2 protein-coding genes are annotated in these 24,012 nt (G+C 73.9%); both read right to left on the bottom strand.

Annotation, left to right across the window (positions count from 1 at the left end; all coding sequences use genetic code 11):
• Positions 1 to 10: 10 nt before the first annotated feature.
• A complete protein-coding gene (locus AA23TX_RS35440) occupies positions 11 to 3,991 on the bottom strand; it encodes a non-ribosomal peptide synthetase (RefSeq protein WP_155547044.1) in 3,981 nt (1,326 codons plus the stop codon).
• A complete protein-coding gene (locus AA23TX_RS35435; protein ID WP_155547043.1) occupies positions 3,988 to 23,988 on the bottom strand; it encodes a non-ribosomal peptide synthetase in 20,001 nt (6,666 codons plus the stop codon). Before AA23TX_RS35435 ends, AA23TX_RS35440 begins: the two co-directional genes overlap by 4 nt.
• Between the last annotated feature and the right edge of the window lie 24 nt (positions 23,989 to 24,012).

The following is a 24,012-nucleotide window of genomic DNA, read 5'->3' as shown; positions in this document are numbered from 1 at the left end:
GCGTTCTCCTTCACTCGTCGGCGGTCACGGCGAGCCCGGCCAGCACGGCCCGGGCCAGCTCCGCCACGTGCGGCGGTTCGACCATGTCCCAGTGGTGACCCGGAACCGGCGTCACCGTGAGCTCGCCGCGCGTGCGGGCGCGCCAGCTCTCCGGCCGCACCTCCGGGCGGCCCTTCACCGGGTGGGTGCCGGTGGAGGTGATGAGGTGGATGCCGGTGTCGACGACGGCCCGGCAGCGGTAGGCCTCGACGGCGTCCTTGCCGGCGAGGTAGACGCGCGCCATCTGCTCGACCACGGCGTTACCCGCGACCTCCGAAACCATGCCGCGGTCCCGCGCCTCGGCGAGCATCTCGTCGAGGGTGTCGACGGCACCCGGGGCCAGCTTCAGGACGGCCTCGCCGAACCACGCGAGGGGGTCGCTCGTGTCGACCTCGGGCAGCGGGTTGCCGTAGTCGTCGACGCCGAGGACGGTCGCGTCGATGACGCAGAGGTGCTCGACCGCACGGCCGGCTTTTTCCAGCTGGGCGGCCATTTCGAACGCGACCGACCCGCCCTGCGACCAGCCGGCGAGCCGGATCGGACGATCCCCGACGACCGGCAGGAGGTCGGCGACGAACGCGGCGGCCAGCTCCTCGATGGTGTGCACCGGGTCCTCGCCGGGCGCGAACCCGGGCGCCTGCAGCCCGAACACCGGCAGCGCCGGATCCAGCTCGGCCACCAGCTGCAGGTACGGGAAGGGGCTCCCGGCGGTCGGCGGCAGCAGGAACAGCGGGGCGACACCCGCGCGGCCCGGCGAGAGCGGCACGACCAGCCCCCCGGCGCTCCCCCCGGCGCGGATGAGGTCGGCCAGGGCCCGGATCGTCGGGGCGCGGAACACCTCGGCCAGCCCGACGGTCGCGCCCAGCTCGGCCTGGATCCGGTCGACCAGCACCACCGCCAGCAGCGAGTGCCCGCCGACGCCGAAGAAGCCGTCGGTGACGCCGACGCGCCTCCCCAGCAGGTCCTCCCACAGCTTGGCGAGGGCCATCTCCAGCTCGTCGCGCGGGAGCACCCCGGACGTCGACACCGGGGCAGCGTCCGGGACGGGCATCGCGCCGCGGTCGATCTTGCCGTTCGACGTCAGCGGCACGGTGTCCAAAGTGGTCAGGGTGGACGGGACCATGTACTCGGGCAACCGCTCGGACAGGTGCGCTCGCAGGGCATCGACGTCCACAGTGGACGGTGAGACGTACCCGGCGAGCGCACCGTCGCGGACCACCGCGACCGCCTCGACGACGCCGGGGCCGCCGACCAGCGCGGCCTCGATCTCACCCAGCTCGATGCGGTAGCCGCGCACCTTGACCTGGTGGTCGGTGCGGCCGACGAACTCCAGCCGCCCGTCCGGCAGGTAGCGGGCGAGGTCGCCGCTGCGGTAGATCCGGCCGGGGCCGAAGGGGTTCGCCACGTACTTCGCGGCGGTCAGCCCCGGGTTGCCCGCGAAGCCGCGGGCGACGCCGGCGCCGCCCGCGTACAGCTCGCCGGTGACGCCGGCCGGGACCGGGCGCAGGTGCTCGTCGAGCAGGTAGACCTCGGTGTTCCAGATCGGGCGGCCCACCGAGATCGGCGTCGTGACGCATTCGGCGGCGGGCAGCAGGTTGATCACGTTCGCCACGGACGTCTCGGTGTGGCCGTACTCGTTGGCCACGACGACTTCGGGGGCGTTCTCGCGCCAGAATTCCAGGGCCTCGGCGGTGAGCTGCTCGCCACCGACGACCAGGTGCGCGGCGGCGTCGGCGGCTTCCGGCGTCAGGCAGCGGCGCAGCGGTTCGAGGTGCGCCGGGGTGAGCTTGACGAAGCTGAACTTGCGTCCGCTCGTCAGCACGTCGGCGAGGCCGGCCACCGGGTGCTCGTCCTCCGGCACGAGCGTCACGGTCGTCCCGCACAGCAGCGGCAGGAACAGTCCGGTGACGGTGAGGTCGAAGGCGAGCGAGGAGTGCACCGGGGCGCCGTCGCCCTCGTCGGCGCGGTAGGCCTGGCGGCACCAGTCCAGGTAGTGCAGCACGCCGCGGTGGCTGATCATCACGCCCTTGGGGCGGCCGGTGGAACCGGAGGTGTAGATGATGTAGGCGAGGTTCTCCGGGTCGACCACCGGGTCCTGCCACGGCACCGGGTCGTCGGCGACCGGCTCGTCGGCGAAGATCACGACGTCGCCGAGGTTCTCACCGGCGTAGCGGCGGGTGGTGACGAGCACGCGGGCGCCGGCCTGGCGGAGCATGTACTCCTTGCGGTCCTGGGGGTAGGCCGGATCCAGCGGGATGTAGTGGCCGCCGGTCTTGAGGACGGCCAGCAGCACCGGCAGCAGCAGGGGCCCGCGTTCGCAGAGCACGCCGACGGGGGTTTCGACGCCGACGCCGTGGGCCCGCAGCCGCTGGGCCAGCCGGGTCGCGCGGGCTTCCAGGTCGGCGTAGGTCAGCTCGGCGCCACCGCAGCGGACCGCGATCGCGTCCGGGTTCGACGCGGCCTGCTCGGCGATCCGGCCGTGCAGCGTGCCGCGCAGGTAGGGCTCGGCGGTGGCGTTCCAGGTTTCGAGGAGCAGCTTCCGCTCGTCGGCGCCGAGGATGTCCACTTCGGACAGCCGGACGCCGGGCTTCGCGGCCAGCTCGGTGAACAGCCGGACGAAGTGCTCGCCCATCCGGTCCATCCGGGCCTGGTCGAAGAGCGCGGTCGCGTACTCGAGGACGCCTTCCACGGACCCGTCCGCCTGGCGCACGAAGGAGATCATCAGGTCGAACTTCGCCGTCGACGAGGGCAGGTCCACCGGCGAAACGGCGAGGTCCCCCAGGGAGGCTTCCCCCGGCGAAGAGTCGTAGACGGCGAACATGACCTGGACGACCGGGGTGTGCGCGAGGTCGCGCTCCGGGGCCAGCTCCTGCACCAGCCGCTCGAAGGGCAGGTCTTCGTGCGCCTGGTCGGCCAGCCGGGCCGCGCGGACGCGGTCGGCGAGGGCGGCGAAGTCCGGGTCGCCGGACAGGTCACCGCGGGCGACGACGGTGTTCACGAAGAACCCGACCATGTGCTCCAGCTCGGCCCGGCCGCGCCCGGCGACCGGGGTGCCGACGGCGATGTCCTCGCGCCCGGTGTGCCGTCCGAGCACGACGTACGCGGCGGCGAGCAGCGTCACGAACGGCGTCGCCCCCGTGCTCTTTCCCTGGTTCAGCACTGCCTCGGCGGCGTCGGCCGGGATCGTGAAGCGGGCCGACGCGCCGTGGTGGTCGCGCTGGGCGGGAAGCGGGCGGTCCGCGGGCAGCTCCAGGGTCTCGAGTCCGGCGAGCCGGTCCTTCCAGTAGGCGAGATCGGCGTCGTGGACGTCCACCCGGGACTGTTCCCAGACGGCGAAGTCCGCATAGGACAGTTCGATCGGGGGCAGCTCGGCGCCGGTGTAGAGCTTGCGCAGGTCCTCCAGGAGGATCGGCAGGGACCAGCCGTCGCAGGCGATGTGGTGGACGTTGAGCGCGAGGACGTGCCGCTCGGGTGCCTCGCGGACCAGCATCGCCCGGAACACCGGACCCGCCGCGAGGTCGAACGGACGGCTCACGTACTCGGCGAGCACCGCGTCCAGGTCGCCGTCGACCACGGGCAGCTCGACCGGCTCGGGAGCCCCGATCACCTGCCGCGGCTTGTTGTCCTCGGCCAGGTAGGTGGTGCGCAGGATCTCGTGCCGCGCCACGAGGGCGTCGAGGGCGCGGCGCAGCGCGTCGACGTCGAGGGCGCCGTCGAGCCTGAGCAGGAGCGGCACCGCGTACTCGGCGCTGTCCGGGTCGAGGCGGTCGAGGAACCACAGGCGTTGCTGGCCCGCCGACAGCGGGAGCGGCGCGGCGCGGTCGGCCCGGCCGAACGCGCGGACCGGCGCGGCGGCCCGGCCGCGCAGGCGCTTCGCGAGCACCGCGGCCCGCAGCCGCGCGGCGCGCTCGGCGTCGGCGCCGGCTTCGGGGCGGATGTCGAACGTGGTCATGCGCTGGCCTCCTCGGAGAGGGAGTCGAGGAGCTCCTGCTCGGACATGCCGGCGAGCTCGGCCTCGATCTCGGTGTGGACCACGGCGGCGAGCGCGGCGACCGTGGTGGTCTGGAACAGCACGGGCAGGGGCAGGTCCACCCCGAAGGCGGCCTGCAGCCGCATGCGGACCTTGGCGGCGAGCACGGAATGCCCGCCCAGTGCGAAGAAGTCGTCGCCGAGCCCGACGCGGGGCACGCCGAGCACCTCGGCCCAGATGCCGGCGATCAGCTGTTCCTCGGGACTGCTCGGGGCGACGTAGTCCGCGGTCTCCTCGGCCGGCTCGGGCAGGGCGGCGCGGTCGAGCTTGCCGCTGGCGTTGACCGGCAGCGCGTCGAGCACGACGAACGCGCTCGGCACCAGGTGCTCCGGCAGCCGCTGCCCGAGGAAGGTCCGCAGGTCCGCGGGGGTGACGTCGCCGACGGTGTAGGCGACCAGGCGTTTCTGCCCGGCCGGGTCCGGCTTGGCCAGGACGACGGCCGCGGTGAGCGCCGGGTGCGCCCGCAGCGCGGACTCGACTTCGCCGAGCTCGATGCGGAAGCCGCGGATCTTGACCTGGTCGTCGGTCCGGCCGAGGAACTCCAGCTCGCCGGCGCGGGTGCGGCGGACCAGGTCGCCGGTGCGGTACATCCGCCCGCCCGCCGGGTTCGCCACGAACCGGCTCGCGGTGAGCCCCGGCCGCCCGAGGTAGCCGCGGGCCAGGCCCGGGCTCGCGACGTACAGCTCGCCCGCCACGCCCGGCGGCACCGGCTGCAGGCGGTCGTCCAGGACGTACGCCCGGGTGTGCTCGAGTGCCCGGCCGATGGTCACCTGCTCGCCCGGCACCAGGGGTTCCGACACCGTGGAGACGACCGTGGCTTCGGTCGGGCCGTACATGTTGAGCATCCGGCGGCCCGGCGCCCACTTCGCGACCAGCTCCGGCGGGCAGACGTCGCCGCCGACGACGACCGTGCGGAAGTCCGGCAGGTCCGCGTCCTCGACCGTGGCCAGCGCCGCGGGCGGGATCAGCGCGTGCGTCACGCGCCCTTCGGCGAGGACGTCGCGGAGCTGGTCGCCGAGCAGCGGGCCCGGCGGGGTCACGACGAGTGTGGCGCCGGTCATCAGGGACGCGCACAGCTCCAGGATCGACGCGTCGAAGCTCGGCGACACGTACTGCAGCACCCGGTCGCCCGGGCCGACCCGGTAGGCGTCGACGGTGTTCGCGACCAGCGTGGCGAGGCCGGCGTGGCTGACGACGACGCCCTTCGGCCGTCCGGTGGAGCCCGACGTGTAGATCACGTACGCCGCGTTCTCCGGCCCGACCTCGACGTCCAGCGGGCCGTCGTCCATTGTGGACACCGGCAGCTCCCGCAGCGTGAGCACCGGGTTCGCGTCGTCGAGCATGTACCGGATGCGCTCCTCCGGGTAGCCCGGGTCGACCGGGAGGAACGCGGCCCCGGTCTTGACGACCGCGAGCTGCGCCACGACCAGGTCGGCCGAGCGCGGCAGCAGCAGCGCGACGACCTTCTCCGGACCGGCACCGCGAGCCCGCAGCACCCTGGCCACGCGGTTGGCCGCCGCGTCCAGCTCGCCGTAGGTGAGCGAGTCCGACCCGGCCACGACGGCCGGGGCATCGGGATTCCGCCGCACCTGCGACTCGATGAGCCCGGCGAACGTCCCGCCCGGCGCGTTCCCGTCGAGCGGGGTGACCTCGGCCGCGTCGAGCATCGGGACGCGGTCCACCGGCCGCCGCGGGTCGGCGGCGAATCCGGTGAGGAGCCGGAGGTACCGCTCGGCGAACGCGGCGACCGTCTCCTCGTCGAACAGCGCGACGGGGTATTCGAGGACGCCGTCGACCGCGCCGGTGGGCTGCTCGCGCAGCACCATCGCGAGGTCGAACTTGGCCGCGCCGGTCTCGACGCCCAGGGGCTCGCAGTCCAGGTCGCCCAGTTCCCAGCCGCCCTCGGACACCGTCTGCAGCGCGAACATCAGCTGCACCAGGGGGTTCCGGCTCGGGTCGCGGTCGGGCCGGAGCTCGGCGACGACCCGGTCGAACGGGACCTCCTGGTGGCTGAAGGAGTTCAGCGCCGTCTCCCGGACGCGTTCCAGCAGCTCGGTGAAGCCCGGCGAGCCCGTCAGGTCCGCACGCAGGGCGAGGGTGTTGACGAACTGGCCGATCAGCCGCTCGGTGTCCGGGTGGTCGCGGCCGGCGACCGGGCTGCCGATCGCGAACTCGCGAAGGCCGGTGTGCCGGGAGACGAGGACCTGGAACCCGGCCAGCAGCGTCATGAACAGGCTGGCCCGGGCTTCCGCCCCCAGCTCGCCGAGCCGGGTGGCCAGGTCCGCCGGGACGCTGAACTCGTACCGCGCGCCCCGCGGGTCGCGCACCGCGGGCCGGGGGCGGTCCGCGGGCAGCCGCACGACCTGCGGGACGCCGGCCAGCTGCGTCCGCCAGAACTCGACGTCCGCTTCGGTCGGCCGGGACCAGGTCGCGACGTCGGCGTACTGCACCGGCAGCGGCGGCAGGTCGATGCCCGCGTAGAGGTCGCGCAGCTCCTCGGCGAGGAGGCCTTCGGACCAGCCGTCGAGGACGATGTGGTGGGCCGAGAGGACCAGGACGTGGTCGTCGTCGCCGAGCTGGCCGAGGGCCGCGGCGAACACCGGGCCGGCGGCGAGATCGATGGGCCGGGCGCCGAGGAACGGCTCGATCGCGTCGATCTCGGTCATCGGCAGCGGGACCGGACCGGCCGGGTCGACGATCTGCTTCGGCTCGCCGTCGATCTCCACGAACCGGGTCCGGAGGATCTCGTGCCGCTCGACCAGTTTCGTCAGCGCGGCCGCCAGAGCGTCGACGTCCAGGGCGCCACGCAGGCGGACCGCGTTGGGCACCAGGTACTCCGCGCTGGACGGCGCCATCCGGTCGGCCAGCCACATGCCGACCTGCACGCCCGCGAGGGGCGCGGGGCCGTCCGGCCGCTTCGGGATCGCTTCGAACTCGCGGCGGGTGGCGCGGGTGACGGCGTCCGCCAGCTCCGCGACCGTGGGCGAGTCGAAGATGAGCCGGATCGGGATGTCCGCCGAGAGCCGCTTGCGCAGCTCGGCGACCACCCGGACGCCCAGCAGGGAGTGCCCGCCCAGGTCGAAGAAGTTGTCATCGGCGCCCACGCGCTCGACGCCGAGGACGTTCCCGAGCACCGACGCGACCAGCTCGGCGACCGGGCCTTCCGGCGCCCGGTACTCGGCGCCGGCCGCTGCCGGCGCCGGCAGCGCCTTGCGGTCGATCTTGCCACTGGTCGTGGTCGGGAACTCGGGCAGCACGCTCAGCGCCGTCGGCACGAGGTAGACGGGCAGCCGCTCGCGCAGCTGTTCACGGATCCCGGCTTCGGTGAGCGTGACGCCGGCCTGCGCGGTGACGTACCCGGCGAGACGCTTGTCCCCCGGCGTCGGCTGCCACACCGTGACGGCCGCCTCGCGCACCCCCGGCAGCTCCAGGAGCACCTGCTCGACCTCGCCCGGCTCGACGCGGATGCCGCGGATCTTGACCTGCGAGTCCTGGCGGCCGAGGAACGTCAGCGCGCCGTCGAGGGTGCGCAGGCCGCGGTCGCCGGTGCGGTAGAGCCGCTCGCCGGGGACGAACGGGCTGGCCAGGAACGCCGCCGCCGTCTTGCCCGGGTTGCCGAGGTAGCCGCGCGCCAGGCCGACACCGCCGATGAACAGGTCACCGGGGACGCCGACCGGGACCGGCCGGAAGTGCTCGTCGAGGACGTGGATCTGGTTGTTGGCGATCGGCGAGCCGACGCTGACCGAGCCCGCGCCCTCGAGGTCGGCCGGCACGCACACGCGCATCGTCGAGTCGATCGACACCTCGGTCGCGCCCCACTGGTTGTGCAGGGTCGCGGTCGTGCCGAGCCGGTCGAAGAACAGCTTCAGCAGTTCCGGCTGGAGCGCTTCGCCGCTGGTGATGACGTTGCGCACCGTCCCGAGCGCGGCACAGTCGGCTCGCGTCAGCTGCTCCAGGAACAGCGTCAGCATGCTCGGCACGAACTGCAGGTTGACGACCCGGTGCTTGAGGGCACCGGCCAGGATGGCGGCCGGGTCGCGGTGCAGGCCCGGCGGGATCAGCGCGACGCGCCCGCCGGCGACGAGCGGCCACAGGCATTCCACGGCCGCGTCGTCGAAGACCAGGGTCGTCTTCTGCAGGACGGCTTCGCCCGGCCGGAGCCGGTAGGTGTCCTGGTGCCAGCGCAGCCGGTTGACCCAGCCGCGGTGGCTGCTCGCGACACCCTTCGGCTTCCCGGTCGAGCCGGAGGTGTAGTAGATCGACACCAGGTTGTCCGGGTGGGTGGTGTCCGGCAGCTCCGGCGCGTCTCCGTCCACATCGGACACTTCGAGGAAGACGACTTCACCGCCTGACGGCGTTTCCGCGCCCGCGTCGACCAGGCAGACCGGCGAGTTCGCGTCGCCGAGGATGCCGAGGACCCGGGGCTCGGGTGCGTCGGTCTCGATCGGGACGAACGCGCCGCCGGCCTTGAGGATGGCGACCAGGCCGACGATCAGGTCGATCGAGCGGTCCATCCGCAGGCCGACCGGGACGTCCGGGCCCACGCCGTGGCCGATCAGCCGCGCGGCGAGGACGCCGGCCCGCCGTTCCAGCTCGGCGTAGTCGATGCTCTCGTCGAGGTACTCGACGGCGACCGCGTCCGGCGTCTTCCGCGCCTGCTCGGTGATCAGGTGGTGGAGGCAGACGCTCTCGTCGTAGGCGGCTTCGGTGGCGTTGACGCCGTGCACCAAGTGCGTGCGCTCGGCGTCGCTCAGCAGGTCCAGCTCGCCGACCGGGGTTTCGGGCGCGTCGGCGATCCTTCGGAGCAGCGTCGTGAAGTGACCGGCCAGCCGCTCGATCGTGGTGGCGTCGAACAACGCGGTCGGGTACTCGAAGATGCCGGTCAAGGCACCGTCGGCGTCCTGGGCGAGGGCGAGTTCGAGGTCGAACTTGCTGACCCGCGTGTCGACGGCGAGCTGCTCGACGGCCAAGCCGGGCAGCGCCCAGCCCGCCCGCTCGTTGTTCTGCAGCGCGAACACGATCTGCACCAGCGGGGTGCGGGTGAGGTCGCGCTGCGGGCGCAGCAGCTCGACGATCCGGTCGAACGGGACGTCGTCGTGGTCGAACGCCGCCAGCGTGCTCGCGCGGACCCGGCGCAGGAGCTCCGTGAACGCCGGGTCGCCGGTCAGGTCGGCGCGCAGCGGGACGGTGTTGACGAAGTGCCCGACCAGCGGCTCGGTCTGCGGGTGGGCGCGGCCGGACACCGGGGTGCCGATCGCGAAGTCCCGCATCGCGGTGTAGCGGCCGATCAGGACCTCGAACGCGGCGAGCACGGTCATGAACAGGCTCGCGCCCTGCCCGGCACCCAGCGCCGCCAGGCGGGCGACGACGTCCGCCGGGACGTGCACCGGGGTCTTGGCGCCGTGGATGTCCCGGACCAGCGGCCGGGGCCGGTCGGCGGGCAGCTCCGCGACGTGCGGCATGCCGTCGAGAGCGTCGCGCCAGAAGGCGAGCCCGGCTTCGTCGGAAGCGGCGGCCTGCCACGCGGCGACGTCGCCGAACTGCACCGGCAGCGCGGCCGGCCGGATCCCGGCGTAGTGGTCGCGCAGCTCGGCGGCGAGCAGGCCCATGGACCAGCCGTCGGCGACGATGTGGTGCAGGAGCACGACGAGGACGTGGTCGCCGGCCGAGACCCGGCCGAGTGCGGCGCGCACCACGGGGCCGTGTTCGAGGTCGAGCGGGGTGTCCACTTGCGACCGGACGAACGCCTCGACGTCGCTCACGCCGGTGACCGGGAGCGGGAGCGGCCGCACCGGGTCGACGACCTGCGCCGGCTCGCCGTCCACCTCGACGAACCGGCTGCGCAGCACCTCGTGCCGGGCCACCACGGCCGACAGCGCACCGGCCAGTGCCTCGACGTCGAGGTCGCCCTCGATCCGCAGCGCGAGCGGGACCAGGTACTCCGCCGAACCCGGCGCGAGCCGTTCGGCGAACCAGAGTCCGCGCTGCACCGGCGAAAGCGGGGTCCTCGCCGCGTGGTCGCGGAGCGGAATCGGCGCGAAGTCCACTGTGGACGCGTCCGGTACCAGCCGGGCCAGCGCCGCGATCGTGGGCGCCTCGAACAGCGCCCGGACGCCCAGCCGGACGCCGAACTCGGTGCGCATCCGGCCGGTCACCTTCGCCGCCAGCAGCGAGTGGCCGCCGAGGGCGAAGAAGTTGTCCTCCACGCCCGGCTCGGGGATGCCGAGGACGTCGGCCCAGATCGCGGCGAGCGTGACTTCGGCGGGTGTGCGCGGGGCGACGTGCCCGGCGACGACCCGCTGCGGTGCGGGCAGGGCAGCGCGATCGAGCTTGCCGTTCGCCGTCCGCGGCAGGTCCGCCAGCGGGACGATCGCCGACGGCACCAGGTGGTCGGGCAGCTGCGTGGCGGCGTACTCCGCGACCGCGGCCGGGTCGGCGGTGCCGACGACGTAGGCGACCAGGAGCCCGTCGCGAGCCACCACGGCAGCCTGCGTGACGCCGTCGTACCGGGCCAGGACGGCCTGGACTTCGCCGGGCTCGACGCGGAAGCCGCGGATCTTGACCTGGTCGTCCGCGCGGCCGGCGTACTCGAGGACGCCGTCGCGGTTCCAGCGGGCGAGGTCACCGGTGCGGTACATCCGCTCCCCCGCCGTGAACGGCGAAGCGACGAACCGCTCGGCCGTCGCCCCGGGCTGACCGAGGTAGCCGTGAGCGGTGCCGGCACCCGACAGGTACAGCTCGCCGACGACCCCGGCGGGCACCGGCCGCAGCCGCGCGTCGAGGACGTGGGCGTGCTTGCCGGTGACCGGCCGGCCGATCGGGACCGGGCCGTCGACCGCCGTGACCGCGTGGAAGGTGCTGAAGCCCATGGTCTCGGCCGGGCCGTAACCGTTGATCACCGCGACGTGCGGGTAGGACCGCAGCACCTTCGCCAGGTGCGCGGGCGACGCCGCCTCGCCACCGGTCATCGCGCGGCGGACCGTCGTGAAGACCGCCGGGTGCTCGTCCACCAGGAAGTTGAACAGGCTCGCCGAGACGTCCAGGACCGTGACGTCGTGCGCCACGACCAGGTCCTCGATCAGGGCGGGCTCGGGACGCTGGCCCGGCTGCAGGACGACTTTGCCGCCCGAGAGCAGCGGGCCGAGCAGCTGCGTGCCGAACGCGTCCCACGACACCGGCGCGCACTGCAGCCAGACGTCGTCCGGGCCGAACCCGGCGTAGTCCTGGCCGGTCAGCGTGCCGACGACCGCGCGGTGCGGGGCCGCGACCGCCTTGGGGACGCCGGTCGAGCCGGAGGTGAACATGACCACGGCGAGGTCCTCCGGGCTGCCCGCCACCCCGAGGGCACCGCCGTCGCGGACGGCGATCGCGGCCGCGTCTTCGACGACGTCGATCCGCCGCCAGGGCAACGAGCGGCCATCGGTGAGGACGACCGCGGCCGACGTCCGCCGCAGCGCGCCGACCAGGCGTTCGGCCGGGAAGTCCGTGTCCAGCACGGTGTAGGCCGCTCCCGCCTTGAGCACGGCCAGCAGCGCGACGGCCAGCCGCGGCGAGCGTCCGATGTGGACACCGACCAGGTCGCCCCGGCGGACGCCTTCGGCGACCAGGTGCCGGGCGAGCCGGTTGGCCTCGACGTCGAGCTGCCCGTAGGTGAGCGACGAGCCCTCGAAGACCAGCGCGGTCGCGCCCGGGGCCCAGGCCGCCCGGCGCTCGACCAGCTCGTGGAGCCGCATCGCCGGCGCGGTGGCCGTCGTCGTGCCCTGGGCCAGCAGCGCGGACCGCTCGCCGTCGGCGAGCAGGTCGAGGTCGGTCACCGGGACGTCCGGGGTGGCGACGGCCGCGGTGAGGAACCGTGCGAACCGCTCGGCGATCGAGGAAGCCGTGGCGGGGTCGAACAGGTCGGCGGCGTACTCCAGCTGCCCCGTCAGCCCGGCCGGGGTGCCGTCCGCGGCGTGGTTCTCCTCGATGCCCGCGGTCAGGTCGAACTTCGCGACGTCGCGGCGGACCGTCACCCCCTCGGTGGCCAGGCCCGGTAGGCCGAGCTGCGCGGTGGCGTTGTTCTGCAGCACCAGCATCACCTGGAACAGCGGGTGCCGCGCGGCCGAACGTGCCGGGTTCAGCTCCTCGACGACCCGCTCGAACGGGACGTCGGCGTGGGCCAGCGCGGCCAGCCCGGCGTCGCGGACCCGGGCCAGGAGCTGCCGGAACGTCGGCTGCCCGGCGACGTCGGTGCGCAGCACCAGGGTGTTGACGAAGAACCCGGCGAGGTCGTCGAGGGCGGTGTCGCCGCGGCCCGCGACGGCGGTGCCGAGCGGCACGTCGTCGCCGGCCCCGAGCCGGGACAGCAGGGCCGCGAACCCGGCCTGCAGGGCCATGAACAGCGTCGCGCCACCGGAGCGGGCCAGCTCGGCCAGTCCCTGGTGGACGTCCGCCCCCAGCGCGAACTCGACCGAGCCGCCGCGGTGGCTCGCCACGGCCGGGCGGAGCCGGTCGGCGGGCAGCGTCAGCTCCTCGGGGGCGCCGGCGAGGGCGTCACGCCAGAAGGCGAGCTGGCCGGCGATCTCCGGCTCGTCGAGGACTTCGCGCTGCCACAGCGTGTAGTCCGCGTACTGGACGGGCAACGGCGTCCACTTCGGAGCGTCGCCGTCGAGGCGGGCCGCGTACGCGGTGGCCAGGTCGCGCCACAGCGGCGCGGCCGACCAGCCGTCGGACGCGATGTGGTGCAGCACCAGCAGCAGCACGTGGTCGTCGGCGGCGACCTCGACCAGGTGAGCCCGGATCGGCAGCTCGGTCCGCAGGTCGAAGACGTGGGCCGCGGCCTCCGCGAGTACGTCCGGCAGCGCGTCCTCGGTGGACTCCACGATCGTCCACGGGATCGACGGCGCGGTCAGGATCTCCTGCCACGGCTCGCCTTCGTGGGCCGGGAACACCGTGCGCAGGGACTCGTGCCGCTCCACGACGTCGGCCAGCGCGGCTCGCATCGCGGGCACGTCGAGCGGGCCACGCAGCCGCAGCGCACGGGGGACGTCGTAGCCGGCGTTGGCCTCCTCGGCCTGGTCGACGAACCACAGCCGCTGCTGCGCGAACGACAGCGGCAGCCGCTCGGGCCGCTCGCGCCGGGTCACCGGCGGGCGCGCCGGGGCGGCGTCGCCGAGGATCTCGGCCAGCCCGGCGACGGCCGGGGTGCGGAACAGGTCGCGGATGCCCAGCTCGACGCCGAGCACGGCGCGGACCCGGCCGATGAGCCGGGCGGCCAGCAGCGAGTGCCCGCCCAGCTCGAAGAAGCCGTCGTCGAGGCCGACCTCGGGCAGCCCGAGCACCTCGGCGAAGAGTCCACAAAGGACGTTCTCGGTGACGGTCCGCGGCCGGCGGCGCGAACCCGCCGCGAAGTCCGGCGCGGGCAGCGCGCGGCGGTCCAGCTTGCCGTTCGCGGTGCGGGGCAGCCCGGGCAGCGGCACGATCGCCGACGGCACCAGGTAGTCCGGCAGCCGGTCGGCCAGGTACGCCCGCAGGACAGCGGGTTCGGCCGAGCCGACGACGTATCCGATCAGGCGCCCGTCGCGGACGACGACCGCGGCCTGCTCGACCCCGTCGTGGCGGGCCAGCACCGCCCGGACCTCGCCGGGTTCGACGCGGAACCCGCGGACCTTGACCTGGTCGTCGGCGCGACCGACGTACTCGAGGACACCGTCGGCGCGCCAGCGCACGAGGTCGCCGGTGCGGTACATCCGCTCACCCGGGACGAACGGCGAGGCGACGAACCGCTCGGCGGTGGCGCCGGGCAGGCCGCGGTAGCCGTCGGCGAGGCCGTGGCCCGCGAGGTACAGCTCACCCGTGACACCGGGCGCGGCGAGGGCGAGGTGCGCGTCGAGGACGTAGGCGCGCTTGCTCGCCACCGGCCGGCCGATCGGGATGGCGACGCCGTCGACGTCGGCGGGGGTGATCGGGTGGAACGTCGTGTAGCCCATGCTCTCGGCCGGGCCGTACCCGTTGATCAGCGCGACGTCCGGGTACTCGCGCAGCGCCTTCGTCACGTGCTCGACGGACGCCGGCTCGCCGCCGGTCATGGCGCGGCGCAGCACCGTGAAGACCTGCGGTTCCTGGTCGAGCAGGTAATTGAACAGGCTCGCCGAGGCGTGCAGCACGGTGACGCCGTGCTCGACGACCAGGGCCGCGATGCGGTCCGGCTCGGGGTTCTGGCCGGGCTGCAGGACCGTCCGGCCACCGTGGAGCAGCGCGCCGAACAGCTGGAGCGCGAACCCGTCCCACGAGACCGGCGCGCACTGCAGCCACACCTGGTCCGCGTCGAAGGTCGCGTAGCCCTGGCCCATCGTCGCGACGACACCGCGGTGCGAGGTGGCGACGCCCTTGGGCACGCCGGTGGAGCCCGAGGTGAACATGACGCAGGCCAGGTCGGCCGGGGTCAGCTCGACGCCGGGGTTCGTGCGGTCCGGGTGGCCGGGCAGCGTCTTCAGGACTCGCTTGACACCGGCCTGCTCGGTGACCGCGGCCAGGCGTTCGGCCGGGTAGCTCGGGTCCAGCAGGGTGTAGGCGGCGCCGGACTTGAGCACCCCGAGCACCGCGGCGGCGAAGTCGAGGCCGCGGTCCAGCAGGACGCCGACGACCTCGCCGCGGCGGACGCCATCGTCCAGGAGGTGGTGGGCGACCTGGTTGGCGCGGGCGTTCAGCTCGCCGTAGGTCAGCGACTCGCCCTCGAACAGGATCGCGACGGCGTCGGGGTCCTGGCGTTCGACGACGGTGTGCAGGCAGTCCTCGGGCTCGGTGCTCACCTGCGCGGCGTTGCCCGCGGTCAGCACGAGGTCGCGTTCGTCGGTGGTGAGCACGTCGTACGCCGTCACCGGCTTCGCGGGTGCGTCGGCGATCTGCTCCAGCAACCGGACGAACGCGGCGGCCAGGCGCTCGGCGGTGGCGGCGTCGAACAGCGCGGTCGCGTACTCGAAGGCACCGGTGATCCCCCCGGCGTGTTCCTCGAGGGCGACGGTGAGGTCGAACTTGGCGACCGCGCGGGCCACCTCGTACGGCTCGGTGTCCACTCCGGCCAGGGTGACGGGCGGGTTGTCCTGCTGCAGCACCAGCATCACCTGGAACAGCGGGTGCCGGGACGCCGAGCGGGCCGGGTTCAGCTCCTCGACCAGGCGCTCGAACGGGACGTCGTCGTGCTCGAACGCGCTCAGGTCGGCTTCGCGGACGCGGTCGACCAGCTCGGCGAACGTCGGCGCACCGCTGAGGTCCGTGCGGAGCACGACGGTGTTGACGAAGAACCCGACGAGGTCGTCGAGGGCCGGGTCCGCCCGGCCGGCGACCGGGGTGCCGATCGGGATGTCGTCCCCGGCGCCGAACCGCGCCAGCAGGGTGGCGAGTGCGGCTTGCAGAACCATGAACAGGGTCGCGCGCTGCCCCGCGGCGAGGTCGAGCAGCCGCGAGTGCAGCTCCGCCGGGATCGCGACGGCCGCGGACCCGCCGGTGTGGTCGGCGGTGGCCGGCCGGACACGGTCGTACGGCAGGGCCAGTTCCTCCGGCAGACCGGCGAGAGCGTTCGTCCAGTAGGCGATGTCGGTGTCGAGTTCCCGTTGCCACAGCGTGTAGTCCGCGTACTGCACCGGCAACGGGGTCCACTCGGGAGTGTGGCCGTCGAGGCGGGCGGCGTACGCGGTGGCGAGGTCGCCCAGCAGGACCGGGATCGACCAGCCGTCGCCGGCGATGTGGTGGGTCAGCACCAGCAGGACGTGCTCGTCGCCCTCGCTGAACAGCCACGACCGCACCGGCGGGGCGGCGGCCAGGTCGAACGGGGTCCGGGCGGCTTCGGCGACCGAGCCGGTCGTCACCTCGAACGGGACCTCGAAGTCGTCCAGGACCACCTGGTGCGGACCGGACTCGTCCTCGGCGTAGTACGTCCGCAGGGCATCGTGGCGGCCGGCCACATCGGACAGTGCCGCCTGGAGCGCCGAAGCGTCGACGTCGCCGCGCAGCCGCAAGGCGATCGGCATGTGGTACGACGTGTCCTCGCTGTCCATGCGAGACAGGAACCACAGCCGCTCCTGACCCGGCGCCAGCGGGAGGCGCTCCGGGCGCGAGCGGCGCGTGACGGCCGGGCGAGCCGCGACGGTGTCGCCGAGGCTCTCGCTCAGTCCGGCGACGGTCGGGTTCGCGAACAGTGCCCGCACGGTGACGTCGAGGCCGAGCACCGCGCGGATCCGCCCGGCCAGCCGGGTGGCCAGCAGGGAGTGGCCGCCCAGGTCGAAGAAGCCGTCGTCGACGCCGACCTCGGGCACGCCGAGGACCTCGGCGAACAGCTCGCACAGCGCGTGCTCGCGGGCGGTGCGCGGCAGCCGGCCGGCGCCGCTTTCGAGGGCCGGCGCGGGCAGGGCCTTGCGGTCGAGCTTGCCGTTCGGCGTCCGGGGCAGCTCGTCGAGCAGCACGAACGCCGAGGGCACCATGTACCCGGGCAGCGCGGCGGCGAGGTGCCGGCGCAGGTCGTCGACCTCGACGCTCCCGTGCGCCACCACGTAGGCGACGAGGCGCTTGTCGCCGGGCCGGTCCTCGCGGACGACGACCGCGCGCAGGGCGACGGCCGGGTGGGTGGCCAGCACGGCCTCGACCTCGCCCAGCTCGATGCGGAAGCCGCGGATCTTGACCTGGTGGTCGACGCGGCCGAGGAACCGGATCTCGCCGTCGCGGCGGCGGGCGACCAGGTCGCCGGTGCGGTACATCCGCTCCCCCGCCGCGAACGGCGAGGCGACGAACCGGTCCGCCGTGAGGTCCGGGCGGCCGAGGTAGCCGCGCACGACGCCGTCCCCGGCGAGGTACAGCTCGCCCGGCACGCCCGCCGGCACCGGCCGCAGCGCGCGGTCCAGCACGTGGACCTGGGTGTTCGCGATCGGCGTGCCGATCGTCGGCGCGCCTTCGCCGACGCGGGCGGTGGTCGACCAGATCGTCGTCTCGGTCGGGCCGTACATGTTGGTCACCGACGCGGCCCGCGCCCGCAGCGCGACGGCCAGGTCGTCGGGCAGGGCTTCGCCGCCGACCAGGACGTGCACTTCGGAAAGGTCGACGGGCTCGGCCAGCAGCGCGTGGAAGAGGCTCGGCGTGGCCTGCAGGAGCGTGACGCCGTCCGCGGCGAGGGCGGCCAGCGCGCGGGTGTCGCGCACGTCGTCGCGGCTCGCGAGGACGACGGTCGCCCCGGCCAGCAGCGGCGCGAAGATCTCCAGGCCGGCGATGTCGAAGCCGACGGTCGTGACGGCCAGGAGCCGGTCGCCCGCGGTGATGCCGAACCGGTCGACCATGTCGAGGAGGAAGTTGAGCAGCGGCCGGCGCGGGACGACGACGCCCTTGGGGCGCCCAGTCGAGCCGGAAGTGAAGATCACGTACGCCGGGCTGTCCGGCGACGCGGTGTGCGGCAGGTTCTCCGTCTGATCTGTGAAGACGAGGTCGTCGCGGGTCAGGACCAGTGCCGGGGCGGCATCCTCCAGCATCATCGCCAGCCGGTCCTCCGGGTACTCCAGGTCGAGCGCGAGGTAGCCCGCGCCGGTTTTGAGCACGGCCAGCATCGCGATGATCAGCTGTTCGTCGCGGGGCAGGGCGAGGGCGACGTACCGCTCGGGCCCCGCGCCACGCGCCGCGAGGTGGTGGGCGAGCCGGTTGGCCCGGGTGTTCAGTTCGGCGTAGGTCAGGGTCGTGGCGCCGAACTCCAGCGCGGGCGCCTCCGGGGTGGCCGCGGCCTGCGTCTCGAACAGCTCGATCACCGAAGTGTCCGGCAGTGGCCGAGCCGTCTCGCTGTTCGCCGTCTCGATGGCCAAGCGCTCGCGGTCCGCCAGTAAGTCCACAGTGGACAGCGCGGCGTCCGGGGCGGTGACCGCGGCGGTGAGCAGGCGGACGAACCGGTCGGCCAGGTCGGCCGCGGTACCCGGGTCCAGGAGGTCGGTCGCGTACTCGAGGTAGCCCCCGATCCCGGCGGTGGTCTCCTCCAGGTTGAGGGTGAGGTCGAACTTCGCCGTCTCGGTGGTCACCGGCACGTCCGACGTGGCCAGGCCGGGCAGGGCCAGGTTCGCCGCGACGTTGTTCTGCAGCGCCAGCATCACCTGGAACAGCGGGTGCCGGGCGGTCGAGCGAGCCGGGTTCAGCCGCTCGACGACCCGCTCGAACGGGACGTCGGCGTGGTCGAACGCCTTGAGCGAGCTTTCCCGGACCCGGCGCACCAGCTCGGTGAAGCTCGGGTCGCCACCCAGATCCGTGCGCAGCACCAGGGTCGTGACGAAGAAGCCGACGAGGTCGTCGAGCGCGGCGTCCGGCCGGCCCGCCGACGGGGTGCCGACGGCGACGTCGTCCCCGGCGCCCAGCCGGGACAGCAGGGCGGCGAACCCGGCCTGCAGCACCATGAACAGCGTCGCGTGCTCGCCGCGGGCGAGGTGCAGGAGCCGGGCGTGCAGGTCCGCGTCGAGGGCCACCGGCACGACCGCGCCGCGGTGACTAGCGACCGGCGGGCGCGGGCGGTCGAAGGGCAGGGCGATCTCGTCGGGCAGCCCGGCGAGGGCGTCGGCCCAGTAGTCCAGGGAGTCCTCGGGCAGGTCCCGCTGCCACAGCGCGTAGTCCGCGTACTGGACCGGCAGTGGAGTCCACTTCGGACTTTCTTGGGTCACCCGGGCCGCGTAGGCGGTCGACAGGTCGCGCAGCAGCGGGCCGAAGGACCAGCCGTCGCCGGCGATGTGGTGGGTGACGAGCACCAGGACGTGGTCGTCACCGTCGGGGACCAGCGCGGCGCGGATCGGGAGGTCGGCGGCCAGGTCGAACTCGCGGGCGGCGAACTCGGCGATGTCGACCGCCGCTTCGGTCCACGGCAGCTCGGTGAGCGGGCGGACCTCCTGGCGGGGCACGCCGTCGGTGTCGGGGAACACCGTCCGCAGCGCCTCGTGGCGCTCGACGACGTCGGCGAACGCCTGGCGCAGCGCGGCGACGTCGAGGGTACCGGTCAGCCGCAGGGCGCGCGGGACGTTGTAGGTGGCGCCGGCCTGGTCGAGCTGCTCGACGAACCACAGGCTGCGCTGCGCGGACGACAGCGGCAGGACGGCCGGACGCGGCCGGGCCACCACGGCCGGGCGGGCGGCCCGGGCGGTGTCGAGCACCGCGGCCAGCCCGGCGACGGTCGGGGCGCGGAAGACGTCCGCGACCCCGATCCGGACCCCGAGCACCGCGCCGACGCGGGCGACGAGCCGGGCGGCGAGCAGCGAGTGCCCGCCGAGGGCGAAGAACCCGTCGTCGACGCCGACCGTCTCGACGCCGAGGACGTCGGCGAAGAGTCCACAGAGGACTTCTTCGCGCGGGGTACGCGGCGCGCGGCTCGTGGTCGTGCGGTCGGGGGCGGGCAGGGCGCGGCGGTCGAGCTTGCCGTTGGGCGTCAGCGGCAGCGCGTCGAGCAGGACGAACGCGCTCGGCACCAGGTGTTCCGGCAGGCGCTCGGTGAGGTACGCGCGGAAGTCCGCCTGCGAACCCACGACGTAGGCGACCAGGAGCTTCTGACCGGGCCGGTCCTCGCGGACGACGACGGCGGACTCGGTGACCGCCGGGTGCGTGCCCAGCGCCGTCCGGATCTCGCCCGGCTCGACGCGGAACCCGCGGATCTTCACCTGGTCGTCCGCGCGGCCGGCGTACTCGAGCACGCCGTCGGCGCGGCGGCGCACCAGGTCGCCGGTGCGGTACATCCGCTCCCCCGCCTCGAACGGCGACGCCACGAACCGGACGGCGGTGAGGTCGGGACGGCCGACGTAGCCGTCCGCGATGCCGCCGCCCGCGGCGTACAGCTCGCCGACGACGCCGGGCGCGACCGGCCGCAGCCGCTCGTCCAGGACGTACGCGCGCTTGCCGTTGAGCGGCACGCCGATCGGGATGGGCGCGCCGGTCAAGTCGGCCGACGTGACGCGGTGGCCGCTGACGAAGATCATGTTCTCGACCGGCCCGTAGGCGTTGGTCAGGCGCAGGTCCGGGAACTCCGTGAGGGCCTTGGTGACGTGGGCGACCGACGCGACTTCGCCGCCGGTGTAGACGTCGCTGACCTGCGTGAACACCGCCGGGTACTCGTCGAGCAGGAAGTTCAGCAGGCTGGCCGAGGCGAACATCGTCGTCACGCCGTGGCGTTCGACCAGGTCCGCGATGAGCGCGGGCTCGGGCTTCGGGCCGGGCTGCAGGACGCAGGTCGCGCCGGTGAGCAGGGCACCGAACAGTTCGAACGCGAAGGCGTCCCACGACACCGGGGCGGTCTGCAGCCAGACGGCACCGGTGTAGCCCTGGCCGAGGATCGTCGTGGCGACGGCTTCGTGCGAGGCGACGACACCCTTCGGCGTGCCGGTGGAGCCCGAGGTGAACATGACGCAGGCGGGTCCGGCGGGTGACACCACCCGGTTCGGCGGGGTCGCCGTGGAGTCCACCTGGGACAGGTCGTCGAGCACGATCGGCGTGCCGACCTGCTCGGCCAGCAGCTGCCGCCGCTCGGCGGGGAACGACGGGTCCAGCAGCGTGTAGCCGCACCCGGCCTTGAGCACCCCGAGGATCGCGGCGACCAGGTCGGGCCCGCGGTCGAGGCAGATCGCGACGATCCGCCCGGCCGGGACGCCGGTCAAGAGCGCGGCGACACCGTTCGCGCGGGCGTCCAGCTCGGCGTAGGTGACGGCCCGGTCCTCGAACAGCAGCGCGGCGCGGTCCGGGGTGCGGCGGGCGTGGCTCTCCAGCAGCTCGTGCAAGGTGATCGCCGTCGCGGCGGGCGCGGGCATGCCACCCGTCTCGGCCTGGACCCGCTCGGCCGTGTCGAGGAGGTCGAGGTCGCCGATCCGGGCGTCCGGGTTCGCGGCGACAGCGGTGAGGACGCGCAGCAGGCGGCCGGCCAGCGTGGCGGCGGTGTCGCGGTCGAACAAGTCGCTCGCGTACTCCAGCAGGCCGGTCAGCTCGCCGTCGCGCTCCTCGAAGATCGCGGCCAGGTCGAACTTCGCGTAGCCGATGTCGACGCGCTCGCCGGACGCGTGGACGCCCGGCAGGGTCAGCTCGGCGGCCAGGTTGTTCTGGAGCACCAGCAGCACCTGGAACAGCGGGTGGCGGCCGAGCGAGCGGGCCGGGTTCAGCTCTTCGACGACGCGCTCGAACGGCACCTCGGAGTGCTCGAACGCGGCCAGGCACGTCTCGCGGGCGCGGTCGAGCAGCTCGCGGAACGTCGGGTCGCCGCCGGTGGCCGTGCGCAGGACGACGGTGTTGACGAAGAACCCGACGAGGTCGTCGAGGGCGGCGTCGGTGCGGCCGGCGACCGGCGAGCCGACCGGGACGTCGTCGCCGGCGCCGAGGCGGGTGAGCAGGGCGGCGAACGCCGCCTGCAGGACCATGAACAGCGTCGCGCCTTCGGCCGCGGCCAGCTCGGTCAGGCGGCGGTGGACGTCGGCGGGCACGTCCACCGGGACGACGCCGCCGCGGTGGCTCGCGACCGCCGGACGCGGGCGGTCGGCGGGCAGCGGGAGTTCTTCGGGCAGCCCGGCCAGGGCGTCACGCCAGTACGCGAGGTCGCGCTCGACGGGGAGTTCCTGTTGCCACAGCGTGTAGTCCGCATACTGCACCGGCAGCGGGGTCCACTTAGGACTTCCGCCGGTGGTACGGGCGGCATAGGCGGTCGAGAGGTCGCGCAGGAGCGGGGCGAAGGACCAGCCGTCGCTCGCGATGTGGTGGACGACGAGCAGCAGCACGGCCGCGTCGCCGGGCAGGGTGAAGAGCGTGGCGCGGATCGGCAGGTCGCGGGTGAGATCGAAGTCCGCTTCGGTGGCCGTGGTCAGGTCGGCGGCGAGAGTGTCCTCGGTGGACTCTCCGGTGGCCCACGGGACTTCCGCGGACGGCAGGACCTGCTGCACCGGCTCGTCGCCGTCGCTCGTGAAGACCGTGCGGAGGGTTTCGTGGCGGGCGATGACGTCGCCGACGGCCCCGCGCAGCGCGTCCGCGTCGATCGGGCCGTCGAGGCGGACGGCCTGCGGGATGTGGTAGCTCGCGTTCCGGGTGTCGGCCTGGTCGAGGAACCACAGCCGGCGCTGGGCGAACGACAGCGGCATCGGCTCGGGCCGGGAGCGCGGGGTCAGGGCCGGGCGTGCTTCCGGTGCGTCTTCGAGGAGTTCGGCGAGGCCGGCCGGGGTCGGCGCGCGGAAGATGTCCCCGATGGCGGCCTCGACGCCGAGCGTCGCGCGAATGCGGGAGACGAGCTTGGCGGCGAGGAGGGAGTGGCCGCCGAGGGCGAGGAAGCCGTCGTCGATGCCGACGCCGTCGACCCCGAGGATCTCCGAGAACAGCGTGCAGAGCGCGGCTTCGCGGGGGGTGCGCGGGGCGCGGCCGGTGCGGGCGGCGGACCAGTCCGGCGCGGGGAGCGCCTTGCGATCGAGCTTGCCGCTCGGGGTCAGCGGCAGCTCGTCCAGGACGACGAAGGCAGCCGGCACCATGTACTCCGGCAGATTCCCGGCCAGGGCCGCGCGCAGGGCGTCGACGTCGGGCGCGGCACCGTCCGGGACGACGTAGCCGACCAGGCGCTGGTCGCCTTCGCGGTCTTCGCGGGCCAGCACGCACGAGCCGCCGACGCCGGGCTGCCGGTCGAGGACGGCCTCGATCTCGCCCAGCTCGACGCGCAGGCCGCGGATCTTCACCTGGTGGTCGGTGCGGCCGAGGTACTCCAGCGCGCCGTCTTCCGACCAGCGGGCGAGGTCGCCGGTGCGGTACATCCGCTCCCCCGGCTCAAAGGGGCTGGCCACGAACCGCTCGGACGTCAGGCCCGGCCGGCCGTGGTAGCCGCGGGCCAGCTGGATCCCGGTGAGGTAAAGCTCACCGGCCACACCGGGCGCGACCGGGTTCAGCTCGGCGTCGAGGACGTACGTTCGGGTGTTCCACACCGGACGTCCGATGGGGACAGTCCTTTGTGCCGGGTCGCACGCCCAGTACGTGACGTCGACCGAGGCCTCGGTGGGGCCGTAGAGGTTGTGCAGCTCGACGCCCGGGAGAGTCTCGAAGAAGCGCGCCCGCAGCTCGGCGGGCAGTGCTTCGCCGCTGCACAGCACGCGGCGCAGGCCGGTGCAGGTCGCGGCGGCCGGGTCGAGCAGGAACGCCTGCAGCATCGACGGGACGAAGTGGACGGTCGTGATCCGCTCGGCGCGGATCAGCCCGGCGAGGTAGGCCGGGTCGCGGTGGCCGCCGGGGCGCGCGACGACGAGCGTGGCGCCGGTCAGCAGCGGCCAGAAGAACTCCCAGACGGAGACGTCGAAGCTGGACGGCGTCTTCTGCAGCACGCGGTCTTCGGCGGTGAGGCCGTACTCGGCCTGCGTCCAGGCGAGCCGGTTGACGATGCCTTCGTGCGGCACGAGCACGCCCTTGGGGCGGCCGGTCGAGCCGGAGGTGTAGATGGCGTAGGCGAGGTCCTTCGTGGACGTCGTCGTTTCGGGCTCGGCGGCCGTGCCGAGGTCGAGCGTGTCGAGGCAGATCGTCTCGGCGTCGAACAGGTTTCTGTGGTGGGTTTGCGTGAGGACGACGGGAGCGGCGCTGTCGGCGACCATGTAGGCCAGCCGGTCGGCCGGGTAGTCCGGGTCGAGCGGGACGTAGGCGCCGCCGGCCTTGAGCACCCCCAGCAGGGCGATCACCAGCTCAAGGGATCGGTCGGCGCAGACGCCGGTGAGGACGCCGGGGCCCACGCCCCGCTCGACCAGGAGGTGCGCGAGCGCGCCGGCCTTCCCGTGGAGTTCGCGGTAGGTCAGGGACTCGCCTTCGAACACCAGCGCCGTCGCGTCCGGGGTGCGGGCCGCCTGCTCGGCGAGCAGCCGGGCGAGCGTGCGGCCCGCCTCCGGGACGTCGGTGGTGGTGTCGTTCCAGGCCGCCAGCAGCTGCCGGGTGTCGTCGTTCACGTAGATCAGCTCCAGTTCGGTTCT

It is taken from the genome of Amycolatopsis camponoti, assembly GCF_902497555.1.
Classification (GTDB): Bacteria; Actinomycetota; Actinomycetes; order Mycobacteriales; family Pseudonocardiaceae; genus Amycolatopsis; species Amycolatopsis camponoti.
The sequence above is the reverse complement of the archived record's forward strand: the minus strand, read 5'-3'. Positions and strand labels throughout refer to the sequence as shown.

What these genes read in the sequence shown, in the direction of transcription:
- AA23TX_RS35440 (WP_155547044.1), bottom strand. Translation starts at nt 3,991, where the DNA reads ATGACCACGTTCGACATCCGCCCCGAAGCCGGCGCCGACGCCGAGCGC.